General features: G+C 41.6%; 10 protein-coding genes and 5 tRNA genes. 14 read left to right on the plus strand and 1 reads right to left on the minus strand.

Going from position 1 to position 12,642, the window contains the following annotated elements; genetic code table 11:
• Positions 1–735: an ATP-binding cassette domain-containing protein gene (locus H5183_RS05610; protein ID WP_145240830.1), complete on the plus strand. Its 735-nt coding sequence runs from the start codon at positions 1–3 to the stop codon at positions 733–735.
• Positions 732–1,871, plus strand: coding sequence for an ABC transporter permease (locus tag H5183_RS05615; RefSeq protein WP_182731150.1), 1,140 nt, complete (start codon positions 732–734; stop codon positions 1,869–1,871). Before H5183_RS05610 ends, H5183_RS05615 begins: the two co-directional genes overlap by 4 nt.
• Positions 1,872–2,150: 279 nt before the next feature.
• Here H5183_RS05615 and fldB read toward each other — a convergent pair whose 3' ends face one another.
• Positions 2,151–2,672 carry a flavodoxin FldB gene (gene fldB / locus H5183_RS05620; protein ID WP_149981789.1) on the minus strand — a complete coding sequence of 174 codons (522 nt, stop codon included), beginning with the start codon at positions 2,670–2,672 and terminating at the stop codon, positions 2,151–2,153.
• Positions 2,673–2,752: 80 nt separating this feature from the next.
• Between fldB and xerD the strand changes: the two genes are divergently transcribed.
• The 12 genes from xerD (at position 2,753) to H5183_RS05680 (ending at position 12,501) form a co-directional block, all read left to right on the plus strand.
• Positions 2,753–3,706: a site-specific tyrosine recombinase XerD gene (xerD, locus tag H5183_RS05625; RefSeq protein ID WP_220491296.1), complete on the plus strand. Its 954-nt coding sequence runs from the start codon at positions 2,753–2,755 to the stop codon at positions 3,704–3,706.
• Positions 3,707–3,770: 64 nt separating this feature from the next.
• Positions 3,771–4,499, plus strand: coding sequence for a bifunctional protein-disulfide isomerase/oxidoreductase DsbC (gene dsbC / locus H5183_RS05630; protein ID WP_182731151.1), 729 nt, complete (start codon positions 3,771–3,773; stop codon positions 4,497–4,499).
• Between the two features lie 75 nt (positions 4,500–4,574).
• Complete coding sequence (recJ, locus tag H5183_RS05635) at positions 4,575–6,296, plus strand: single-stranded-DNA-specific exonuclease RecJ (RefSeq protein ID WP_182731152.1); 1,722 nt, start codon at positions 4,575–4,577, stop codon at positions 6,294–6,296.
• A 154-nt stretch (positions 6,297–6,450) separates the two neighbouring features.
• Positions 6,451–7,549, plus strand: a protein-coding gene (gene prfB / locus H5183_RS05640) for a peptide chain release factor 2 (protein ID WP_145240838.1) whose coding sequence is annotated in 2 segments (ribosomal slippage) — positions 6,451–6,525 and positions 6,527–7,549 — 1,098 coding nt in all. Because the reading frame shifts where the segments join, the coding sequence is not laid out codon by codon here.
• Between the two features lie 26 nt (positions 7,550–7,575).
• The gene (gene lysS, locus H5183_RS05645; protein WP_182718004.1) at positions 7,576–9,111 is read left to right on the plus strand and encodes a lysine--tRNA ligase; all 1,536 of its coding nucleotides are present in this window, start codon (positions 7,576–7,578) and stop codon (positions 9,109–9,111) included.
• 274 nt (positions 9,112–9,385) lie between these two features.
• Positions 9,386–9,568 carry a hypothetical protein gene (locus H5183_RS05650; RefSeq protein WP_145240843.1) on the plus strand — a complete coding sequence of 61 codons (183 nt, stop codon included), beginning with the start codon at positions 9,386–9,388 and terminating at the stop codon, positions 9,566–9,568.
• Positions 9,569–9,697: 129 nt separating this feature from the next.
• Positions 9,698–9,790 (plus strand) — tRNA-Ser (locus H5183_RS05655).
• A 37-nt stretch (positions 9,791–9,827) separates the two neighbouring features.
• Positions 9,828–9,904 (plus strand) — tRNA-Arg (locus H5183_RS05660).
• A 152-nt stretch (positions 9,905–10,056) separates the two neighbouring features.
• A tRNA-Arg gene (locus H5183_RS05665) sits at positions 10,057–10,133 on the plus strand.
• A gap of 80 nt (positions 10,134–10,213) precedes the next feature.
• Positions 10,214–10,290, plus strand: a tRNA-Arg gene (locus tag H5183_RS05670).
• A gap of 134 nt (positions 10,291–10,424) precedes the next feature.
• Positions 10,425–10,501: transfer RNA gene (locus H5183_RS05675), tRNA-Arg, on the plus strand.
• A gap of 632 nt (positions 10,502–11,133) precedes the next feature.
• Positions 11,134–12,501, plus strand: coding sequence for an alkaline phosphatase PhoX (locus tag H5183_RS05680; protein ID WP_182731153.1), 1,368 nt, complete (start codon positions 11,134–11,136; stop codon positions 12,499–12,501).
• The last annotated feature ends 141 nt before the right edge of the window (positions 12,502–12,642 follow it).

Genomic DNA, 12,642 nt, shown 5'->3' on the forward strand with positions numbered 1-12,642 from the left:
ATGATTAAAGTAACCAACCTAAATAAGAAGATTGGCGATGTTAATGCGCTAAATGGTTTAAGTTTTACTGCACAGGACGGCAAGATAACAGGCCTCCTAGGGCCAAATGGCGCAGGTAAAACCACTTGTTTACGCACCGTATTTGGATTGTTAAAGGCTGATAGCGGAAATGCTGAAATTGACGGCATTGATGTTGCCAAAGAGCCGATGGTAGCAAAGCAAAAACTAGGATTGTTTCCTGATCCGTGCGGCTTGTATGAGCGATTAACACCAAGGGAATACATTACTTTTTTTGCCCAGCTCAGTGGTCTCAATGCCAGTGATGCAAAACAAGCGACAATAGATGTGATAAATAAATTAGCTATGAATGATATTGCCGATCGCCGTTGCCAAGGCTTTTCGCAAGGCCAACGGATGAAAACCGCCTTAGCACAAGCCGTGGTTCATAACCCATCAAACATTATTTTAGATGAACCAACCCGTGGGCTTGATGTAATGAGTACCCGCATATTAAGAGAGCTGTTGCTGTTATTAAAGGCGCAAGGGCACTGCGTGTTATTTTCATCGCATGTTATGCAAGAAGTTGCAGCGTTATGTGATCACGTGGTGATCATGGCCAATGGTCAAGTGATTGCACAAGGTTCAGTGGCTGAGCTGTGTGAACATGCAGGTAAAGAGACATTAGAAGAAGCATTTGTCGCCTTAATTGGTAGTGATGAGGGGATTGCAGCATGATTAATTTATTAACAGTGTTATTTAAAAAAGAAGTGATGGATGCCAGCCGTGATAAACGCTCGATAATGGCGGGGCTGTATTATGCGATAGGTGCACCAATTGGTGTGTGCTTATTAATGAGTGTTTTGCTACAGCAATTAGCATCGCCTGAAGCACTAAAAATTAATATTGAAAATAGCGATAGTGCACCAGGACTTATTGCTCACCTTAATAGTCGTGATATTTTTGCCAGTACTGATGCTAATGAGCGTAAAGATATTACTTTATCAATCAGTGATGACTATCAACAAAAAATGAGCGAAGGGCGCCCAGCTACGGTAACGCTAATTGCAGATAAATCTGATGATAAGTTGCGTAAACATATCAACCAAGTTGAAAAAGCAATAGCATTGTACAGCTCTGAAATAGCGAGCCTGAGATTAGTCTCTCGTGGTGTGGATCCGAGTTTGATGCGTGCAATCGCGATTGAAGTACATGATCAAGCTACACCAGATTCAAAAGGTGGCATGATTTTGGGTATTGTCGTATTAACACTTATTTTAGCTTTATTTTACGCGGCGATGAATTTGGCAATTGATACCAGTGCGGGTGAGCGAGAGCGTAATTCTTTATCGTTATTGTTGAGTCATCCATTACATAGTTTACATATTGTGCTTGCTAAAATAGGCGCTATCACCACGTTTTCGATGTTAGGTTTAGTGGTAATTTTAGTTGTCTCTAAGTTTTCGTATGCAATGGTGCCGTGGCAGCAAATGGGCTTTAGCATCACTATTACCCCTGCGTTTATGTTATTTAGTATCGCAATATGCCTACCTATCGCGTTGATGTCGGCAAGCTTACAAGTGTTTGTGTCTTTTATGGCTAAGTCATTTAAAGAAGCGCAATCTTACGTCACTATGGTGTTATTTATCCCAATGGCGTTAAGCATGATAACTACTTATGATATTGCGACAGATAAGGTGCAGTGGTTGCCGATAGCAGCACAGCAGTTTGCATTAATGGAATTTATTAAAGGTAATCCCATTCCTATTCCGCAGTTACTGCTATCAACAGTGATCACACTGGTATTATGTGTAGCCTTTAGTTTTTTAAGCGCACGTATGCTGAAAAGTGAAAAAGTGGTATTTGGCTTGTAAGCTATTGAGTTGGAAATGAATCAGCGACCTAAAAGGCCGCTGATTTATTTTTGAGGGATAACTGAGCTGTTTAGAAGCAGAGTAAGTTATTAATAGCATTTTAAACAAGCAGCTTGGATAAAGTTTATAGCGTACCGTTGGATATAAACTTAGTAATTAGTTGTTGTTTCTTAAATAGAATTGCCACTGTTGCAAAGCAACACCTTGATATTAAGCCCTTATGAAACCGTAAGCTCTGCATTTTGAGGCGGTTTGGGTATCAGTGTTACGCAGCGAGATTTATAATGTCTCGCTGTACTCAGTCATGATCTGTTCAACCCAGTTAGCGATACGCTCATCACTGTGTTCGTATTGGCTGTCTTCATCAAGGGCTAAACCAACGAAGTGTTTGCCATCTTCGGTGAGTGCCTTAGAGGCTTCAAACTCATACGTGCTGTCGTTCGGCCACAATCCTAATAAAGTATATTGTTGGCTACTTATTTCATCATGTAACATACCAAGTGCATCTTGAAACCATTGACCATAACCTTGTTGATCGCCCATGCCAAATAAAGCGATGGTTTTGCCATTGAGATCAACATCTTTAATGTCGTCCCAAATCGACTCCCAATCTTCTTGTAACTCGCCAAAATCCCATGTGGAGATACCAAAGATGATAAAGTCGTAATTTTCTGCATTTTTTAATGGTTCATCTTTGATGTTATGTAGGCTGACAATGTCTTGACCGATAATATCGCGAATTTTTTCTGCTGCTATTTCTGTATAGCATGTGGTAGAACCATAAAATAAACCAATTTGCATCGTATTTATCACTGTGTATTTGCCTGATATGATAGGCTGAAGTTTACCGTAAGGTATTATTAATTGATACCTTGATAACTATGAGAATAACTGTGACCACGTTACCTGATCATGAGTCATTAGACTCAGCCATTACAGATCACGACGAACTACTCGGTAATAGTGATTATCTTGAATCTTTTTTAGATAACCTCTATTTAGAACAACACGTAAGCGATAACACTTTATCTGCGTATCGCAGCGACTTGGATAAATTTTGCCACTTTTTAAAAGGTCAAGATTTGCTCACCGTCAGTGGCCAAGATATTGAAAGCTATTTAGCGCATCGTGTTGATTTAGGTTTAAAGCCTCGCAGTACGGCGCGCAGTATTAGCGCGTTAAAGCGCTTTTACCAATACTTTGTACGTGAAAAACACATTACTGATTCGCCAATGGTAAATATTGCTCAGCCTAAAGCGGGCCTATCATTGCCGAAAACGTTGTCAGAAAATGAAGTAGAAGCACTTTTGGCGGCGCCTAATGTTGAAGAGCCGATGGGCTTGCGCGACAAAGCTATGTTAGAGCTATTATATGCAACGGGTTTACGGGTTAGCGAGTTAGTTGGGTTGCGTATTGAACAAATTAATTTGCGCCAAGCAGTGGTGTTTGTTAAAGGTAAAGGTAATAAAGAGCGTTTGGTGCCGCTTGGCGAAGAGGCTATGTATTGGCTCGAGCAATTTTTAAAAGTGGGGCGCGCGCAAATGATCAAACATGCCACTGATTTTGTGTTTCCGTCAAAGCGTGGAGTCGGTATGACTCGACAAACTTTTTGGCATCGTATTAAACACTATGCTATTTTGGCAGCAGTTGAATCGCCTTTATCGCCCCATACGTTGCGCCATGCGTTCGCAACACACTTACTAAATCATGGTGCTGACCTAAGGGTTGTACAGATGATGTTAGGGCATAGTGATTTATCAACCACACAAATTTATACCCATGTAGCTAATGAACGGTTAAAATTGGTACATCAACAACATCATCCGCGCGCTTAGTGAGAATTTTTTCGTACTTCGGCGGTCTGAGTAGTTAAGAATTATCAGGATATAAGAGAACATTATGAAAAAGTTAGTATTAGCCGGTGCGATATTAGGCACCAGTATAAGTGCGTTTGCCAATGGCGTTGCAGCCATTCCTGATGCCAACGATCCAATCGTGACTAAGTTTGCAGAGCTAGGTGTTACTGTTAAGCAAATTAGCCCAAGCCCAGTGGCCGGTTTAAAAGAGTTGATCACTGATAAAGGCGTGCTGTATGCAAGCGCAGATGGTCAATACTTAATGCAAGGCACCTTGATTGATTTAAATAACCGTAACAATCTAACCGAGCAAGCGCTTAATGGCGTTCGTAAAGAAGGCCTAGCGCAATACGAAGACTCAATGATTGTTTACAAAGCTAAAAATGAGAAACATAGCATAACTGTGTTTACTGATATTAGCTGTGGTTATTGCCGTAAGTTACACCGCGAGCTTGATGATTTACTTGATGCGGGTATTACCGTTAAGTATTTAGCGTTTCCACGTGGTGGTTTACAAGGCTCAGGCTATGCAGATCTAATGAATGTTTGGTGTGCTAAAGATCAACAAGAAGCAATGACAGCAGCAAAATCGGGCGCTGATACAAAAGTAATGGCCGGTTGTCATGCCCCAGTTGCAGAACATTATCAGCTTGGTCAAAGTTTTGGTATTAGCGGTACACCAGCAATTATTTTAGAAGATGGTACGATGATCCCAGGTTATCAGCCTGCGGCCGCATTAGCTGCTGCGTTGGACGCTAATAAATCGTCATAGTATTATGCTTTTTATAAAAAGGCCGTTAAGGCCTTTTTTTGTCTTTATTCCTTAATCTAAAAGTACCGCGCCTGCATGAAAAAATTAATTGTTGCTCGTGATCATCATGATGATTCACACCTGCCAAGTTATTTGCACCCTGTTATTAAACAAATTTATGCCAGCCGCCAAGTTAATCATGCCGATGAGCTAAATAATAGCGCAGCCACTTTACATGACTTCAAATTATTTAAAGACATAGATAAAGCCACCGCTTTACTTCAACATGCTCTGCGAGCGCAAAGTAAAGTGCTGATCGTGGGTGATTTTGATGCCGATGGCGCAACCAGCACCGCTACCTTAATGCAAGGCTTAGCGATGTTTGGTTTTGCTCATTTAGACTATTTAGTGCCAGACAGATTCAGCTTAGGCTATGGTTTAAGTCCCGCGTTGGCCGAGCAAATAGTCACTATGGCACCAGATCTAGTGATCACTGTTGATAATGGTATTTCCTGTATTGCTGGCATCGCAATTGTAAAAGCCGCGGGTATTAAAGTGCTGGTTACCGATCACCACTTGCAAGGCGAACAACTACCCAATGCTGACGCTATCGTTAACCCTAATCGCCATGATTGTGAGTTTCCATCAAAATCAATCGCAGGAGTCGGGGTTGCATTTTATTTATTGATTGCGCTTAGAAGTGCATTGCGTGATGTTGGTCATTTTGCGCAGCAACCACCGCCTAACTTAGCCGATCTGCTTGATATTGTAGCGCTAGGTACGGTTGCTGATGTGGTGGCACTGGATGCCAATAATCGCACCTTAGTTCACCAAGGTCTAGCGCGAATTCGTAGCGGCAAAACACGCCCAGGTATTACAGCGCTGATTGAGGTCGCTAATCGTAACGCAGCGCGTTTAAGCGCCAGTGATTTTGGTTTTTCGCTTGCACCACGCTTAAATGCCGCTGGGCGTTTAGATGATATGAGTTTAGGCATAGCTTGCTTACTTGCTACTGATATCAATCAAGCGCGACGCATAGCCGCTGAGCTGGATAGTTTAAACCATGAGCGTCGAGAGATAGAGCAGGGCATGCAACTTGAAGCACAAGCCGTGCTAGATAAGCTTGCTTTTAGCGATGAACAAACACCTGATGCTATCTGTTTATATCAAGAAGACTGGCATCAAGGTGTGATCGGTATTTTAGCGGGACGTTTAAAAGAGAAATACCACCGCCCAACAGTAATTTTTGCTGGTGGCGACAACGGTGAAATAAAGGGCTCTTGCCGCTCGATTGAAGGCTTGCACATGCGTGACTTGCTTGAGCGCTTAAATACCTTGCATCCACATTTGATCAGTAAATTTGGTGGTCATGCTATGGCGGCCGGTCTGAGCATTAATGAGCAGCACTTTAGTGAGTTTAAACGTGAGTTTGAGCAGGCGGTAAGTGGGCAGTTAAGTGAAGAGCATAAACGCTGTATTATCTTAACCGATGGCGAGCTTGCTGATGACTGCTTTAGCATGGAGTTTGCAAATGTACTCAAACAAGCAGGGCCATGGGGGCAGCAATTTCCAGAACCCGTGTTTGAACACACTTTTGAACTCGTACAGCAGCGCATTGTTGGTGAAAAGCACTTAAAGCTGGTATTAAAACACCGTTCAGGGCGTTTGGTTGATGCTATTGCCTTCGGTATTGATGTGCGCGAGTGGCCTGATACTGAAGCGCGCTTGGTGAAATTGGCCTATCAGCTCGATATCAATGAGTTTAGAGGTAAATTTTCATTACAGTTAATTGTCCGTGAGCTGCAAAAAGTAGCTTAAAAAATATCTATTATCGATGCATAAAGTACTAATAAAACGCACGGTTTTTTGTTAAAATCGGGCGTTTTATTATTTAAAGCGAAATTTAAATAATTATTAGCATAATTTTACCTGGCGATTAGCCGCGTAAACCAGCCATTTTGGAGTAATGTACATGTTTGAAGTGAATCCTGTGATTAATCAAATCAAGGAAATTCGCGAACGTACTGAACTGCTTCGGGGGTACCTTTGACTACGCTCTTAAACAAGAACGTTTAGAAGAAGTTAACGCCGAACTTGAAGATTCAGCCGTATGGAATGAGCCCGAGCGAGCACAAGCACTAGGTCGTGAAAAGTCAGCATTAGAAGCGGTTGTTGAAACTATCGATAATCTAGTAACTGGTACTGACGATGTTGAAGGGTTGCTTGAACTTGCAGTTGAAGCAGAAGATGAAGAGACCTTCAATGAAGCACAAAGCGAACTGACAGACCTCAACGAACAGCTTGAAGGTTTAGAATTTCGTCGCATGTTCTCTGGCGCACATGACGCAAATGATGCTTACCTTGATTTACAATCAGGCTCAGGCGGTACAGAAGCTCAAGACTGGTGTAACATGTTATTACGCATGTATTTACGCTGGGGTGAAGCCAAAGGCTTTAAAGTTGAACTGGTAGAGGCCACTGACGGTGATGTTGCCGGTATTAAAGGCGCAACCGTGCGCTTTGTTGGTGAATACGCGTATGGCTGGTTACGTACAGAAACTGGGGTTCATCGTTTAGTACGTAAAAGCCCATTTGATTCAAGTGGCCGTCGTCATACCTCGTTTGCTTCTGCATTTGTTTATCCAGAAGTTGACGATAATATTGAGATTGATATTAATCCGGCTGATTTACGTATCGACGTATACCGTGCATCAGGCGCGGGTGGTCAGCACGTAAATACCACAGAATCTGCGGTACGTATTACCCACGTACCGACAAATACGGTAGTGCAGTGTCAGAACGAACGCTCTCAACATAAAAATAAAGCACAAGCGATGAAGCAGTTAAAAGCGAAGTTATTTGAGCTTGAGCTACAGCAGCAAAATGCTGAAAAGCAAACCCAAGAAGATGCCAAATCTGACATCGGCTGGGGCAGTCAAATACGTTCATACGTACTTGATGATGCGCGCATTAAAGATTTACGTACCGGCGTTGAAAACCGTAATACCCAATCGGTACTTGACGGCAATTTAGATAAATTTATTGAAGCCAGCTTAAAATCTGGCCTATAACCACCAAGCTAAAAAAGAGCTAAAAAATGACTGATCAAATCCAAGACGAAAATAAGTTAATCGCTGAGCGTCGTGGCAAATTAGACGCTATTCGCGCCAATTGCCCTGCTAACGGTCATCCAAATCAATTCCGTCGTGAGCATTACACGGCAGACTTACAGGCCGAGTTTGGTGATAAGAGTAAAGAAGAATTAGTAGAGCTTAACCATGTTGTGTCTATCGCGGGTCGTATCCTAGCTAAACGCGGACCATTCTTTGTAATTCAAGACATGAAAGGTCGTGTGCAAGCGTATGCATCAAAAGATGTCCAAAAAGATCTGAAAGAAAAATACGGTCAATTAGACACTGGCGATATCATTGGTGTTAAAGGCGCGCTTAATAAATCAGGTAAAGGCGATTTATACGTAGAAATGACAGAGTATCAATTACTGACTAAGTCACTACGTCCACTTCCTGAAAAATTCCATGGCTTATCTGATCAAGAAACTAAATATCGCCAACGTTATGTTGATTTGATCACTAATGAAGCAACCCGTGAAACGTTCCGTATTCGTTCACAAGTAGTTGAAGGTATTCGTCGCTTCTTAGCAGATCGTGACTTTATGGAAGTTGAAACGCCAATGCTACAGGTTATCCCTGGTGGTGCATCTGCGCGTCCATTCGTGACTCATCACAATGCCCTTGATATCGATATGTACTTACGTATTGCACCAGAGCTTTACTTAAAACGTTTAGTGGTAGGTGGTTTTGACCGCGTATTTGAAATTAACCGTAACTTCCGTAACGAAGGGTTATCAACGCGTCACAACCCAGAATTCACTATGATCGAATTCTACCAAGCCTACGCTGATTACATCGACCTGATGAACATCACCGAAGACATGTTGCGTACTGTTGCAACTAACGTATTGGGCAGCCCAATCGTTGTTAATACGACTAAAAACGAGAACGGCGAAGTGGTTGACTCAGTAGAGTATGACTTTGGCCAACCGTTTACCCGTTTAAGTATGGCGGATGCGATTTTAAAATATAATCCTGAGTTTGATGCTGCAGTATTCAATGATCCAGAAAATCACTTTGACGAATTAAAAGCGTACGCAAAGCAAGTGCACGTTAAAATTCCTGAAAATTGTGTTTGGGGCCCAGGTAAGTTCTTATGTGAAATCTTTGAAGAAACAGCAGAGCACATGCTTATTCAACCGACTTTCATCACCGGTTACCCGTGGGAAGTATCACCACTTGCTCGTCGTAACGATGAAAACCCATTTGTTACTGACCGTTTTGAATTCTTTGTTGGTGGCCGTGAGCTTGCAAATGGTTTCTCTGAGCTTAATGATGCACAAGATCAAGCTGAGCGCTTTACTCGCCAAGTGGAAGAAAAAGACGCCGGCGATGATGAAGCAATGCACTACGACGAAGATTACATTCGCGCGCTAGAGTATGGCCTTCCGCCTACGGCAGGTGAGGGGATTGGTATCGACCGTTTAGTGATGCTATTTACTGACTCATCAACAATTAAAGATGTTATCTTGTTCCCGCATATGCGCCCACAAGCTGACTAATGCTATGTTAGATTAAGTTGATATTATAAACGCCGCTTTAATAGCGGCGTTTTTGTGTCTGTAGCGGGTCCCGTCAATGGAAATTATACTGGCAATAATAAAATTTTAATTTTAACGTATTGAATTATGTGAAAATAAAAATTAATTATATAAAATCATCAAAATGAACAAGCATTATTTCTAAATTTAGCTAAACTATTGACTGAAAAAACAGCATAAAGCATGGTTTTTTAAACTCACGTCAATCTAAAGGACTTATATAAACGGATTTTATATGAAAGATAATAAACCTGATTCACCCTCTGAAGTACTCAGTATTGAATTACAACGAGAAACCTATTATCGAGCATGTATTGCTGAATTTCAGCAATTAGGCTACCAAGATCAATATCTCGAACAATTAACTGACGAATTAGTGCCTGTTCTCGGTGTATCCGCTGATATTAAAACCTCTTAATTTGATTAACGATTAAACAAAGTTGACTCTTTTTTGGCTGTTATGGGTGTTCTCTAACCATACAGTTACTTTAAACAAGAAAAGTGTTTGACATATTTTCTGAAATCTTTATTATACGCCCCACAAGACGGAGAGGTGGCCGAGTGGCCGAAGGCGCTCCCCTGCTAAGGGAGTATAGGGTTTGTAGCTCTATCGAGGGTTCGAATCCCTCCTTCTCCGCCATTTATTTTATAAATGGTTATCTTGTAAAGTAAAGAATGGGCGCATAGCTCAGCTGGATAGAGTACTCGGCTACGAACCGAGCGGTCGGAGGTTCGAATCCTCCTGCGCCCACCATCCTTTACACACTCTGCTTAGAGTTTAAATAAGCAAGTAAAAGTGATTGGTTTAGTAAACCAAGCGGTCGGAGGTTCACTCTTTGAAGATACGTCCTGCGCCCACCATCATTTACTTATTAGTAAGAAACTCGAATTAGAGTATAAAAAAGTGGGCGCATAGCTCAGCTGGATAGAGTACTCGGCTACGAACCGAGCGGTCGGAGGTTCGAATCCTCCTGCGCCCACCACTTTTTATTTACTACTGAGAGTTATATTAGTTATTGCATACTAATATGTCAGAGAAGACATTAAAATCAAAATAGAATGTGGGCGCATAGCTCAGCTGGATAGAGTACTCGGCTACGAACCGAGCGGTCGGAGGTTCGAATCCTCCTGCGCCCACCACTTTCTATTAGTGTTAATTTATAAAGAGCCCGACACATGGTCGGTTTTTTTATTTTTAAAATTCGTAATAAGCTTTGTTATTAATTAGCTTAATGCGTCAGTCAAAGTAAGACTTTAAAATCAAAATAGAATGTGGGCGCATAGCTCAGCTGGATAGAGTACTCGGCTACGAACCGAGCGGTCGGAGGTTCGAATCCTCCTGCGCCCACCACTTTCTATTTAAAGGTAACCGACGAGAGTCGGTTTTTTTATGTCTGAAATTTGCCTCATACTTAAAAGTATAAAACCACCAACCGATCGGTCAGAGGTTCACTCTTTGAAGATACGTCCTGCGCTCACCACTTTCTATTACTATTAAAGTTAATAGAAGATAACCGACGAGCGTCGGTTTTTTTATGCCTGAAATTTGCTGTAGGCTCGGGTTTATCCCGCGCTTTTTAAAGTTGATACCACCAACCGAGCGGTCGGAGGTTCACTCTTTGAAGATACGTCCTGCGCCCACCACTTTCTATTACTATTAAAGTTAATAGAAGATAACCGACGAGAGTCGGTTTTTTTATGCCTGAAATTTGCCTCATACTTAAAAGTATAAACCACCAACCGATCGGTCAGAGGTTCACTCTTTGAAGATACGTCCTGCGCTCACCACTTTCTATTACTATTAAAGTTAATAGAAGATAACCGACGAGAGTCGGTTTTTTTATGCCTGAAATTTAATAGATCAAGTGTCAATGAGGTTTGCTTTGAGATATGACAATTGTATGAACTTTTTATGGAGGCCGTTTTTATAGGATAATTTCATTTATTATATGCCTGTTATTTTATCTCATTATGAGTTTTACGATGATCTCTAGAAGACAATTTATTATTAGTGCCAGTACACTCGCTTTTATGGGGCTTTCTCGTAGTACTTTTGGCAAAGTACCATTTCTTGACGTGAGTGAGCATTTAAGTGCCTATGGTCCGTTAGTGACTGATCCTAACAAGTTACTCGATTTACCAGCAGGGTTTAGCTATCAAGTTCTATCAAAACTGGGTGATAAAATGGATGATGGCTTTACAGTGCCAGATAAAGCCGATGGTATGGGCTGTATTGCCCTTGATGATGAGCGGGTTGCATTAGTCAGAAACCATGAATTAAAACCAACTGATTTAGCAAAAGCAGATGTTAGCTTACAAACGCATAAAACGTCATTTGCTTATGACACTACTGCGCAAGGTGTTGCTTTGCCAGGAGGCACAAGTCATATTATTTATAATTTAAAAACCGGTAAAAAAGAGCAAGAATATTTGTCACTCACTGGCACGATCCGCAATTGTGCAGGTGGTATTACCCCATGGGGTAGTTGGCTTACTTGCGAAGAGACTGTTCTGACTAAAGCGGATGGCTTTAATAAAGATCACGGCTATATTTTTGAGATACCAGCCAACGCTAAAGGACTAGTAAACCCTGAGCCTCTCAAGGCAATGGGGCGGTTTAACCACGAAGCAGCTGCTGTTGATCCAACAACCGGTATTGTTTATCTGACAGAAGATAAAGGCGATAGTTTATTTTATCGTTTTATTCCTAATGAATACGGTAAGTTGAGTAAAGGCGGTAAACTTCAAGCTATGATGATTAAAGCACAGCCACAGTTTGATACTCGTAATTGGGTTACAGGGGTCATGCCTTTACAACACAATATGGCCGTTGAATGGGTTGATTTGGCGCAACCTGAAAGTCCAAAAGACGATTTAAGAATACGCGGTCACAAACAAGGCGCTGCACTTTTCGCTCGTGGTGAAGGGATACATTGGGGTGAAAAAGAACTTTATTTTTGTTGCACTAATGGTGGTCAAAAGCAGCTTGGTCAAGTGATGAAGTATCAACCATCAGCATTTGAAGGAACAGATAAAGAACATCTAGCTCCAGGACACGTTCAACTATTTGTAGAAAGCACAGATAAGTCGTTATTTAACTTTGGTGATAATCTCACTGTTGCACCTAACGGGCACTTGATCGTTTGTGAAGATCAGTATACCGACGTGGTTGATAACCATTTACGTGGCGTAACACCTAGTGGTGATGTATATAATTTTGCCCGCTTAACAGCGCAAACCGAGTTGGCGGGAGCTTGTTTTTCTGCTGATGGCAACACCTTATTTGTTAATGTGTATTCACCAACAAAAACATTAGCGATCACAGGACCATGGCAGAGTTTTAAAGGCTAACTGGTGATTATTTAATGCTTATATACAAGTGCACTATGGCTATTTAGTAGTGCTAAGTGAGTTAATTTAAAATGCAGCCTTGCTGATCCGCTTCATACCTTAAAGTATAAACCGGATCAGCAAAGTGTTTAGCTCAATTAT

Source organism: Pseudoalteromonas sp. SR44-8 (genome assembly GCF_014163635.1).
GTDB lineage: Bacteria > Pseudomonadota > Gammaproteobacteria > Enterobacterales > Alteromonadaceae > Pseudoalteromonas > Pseudoalteromonas rhizosphaerae.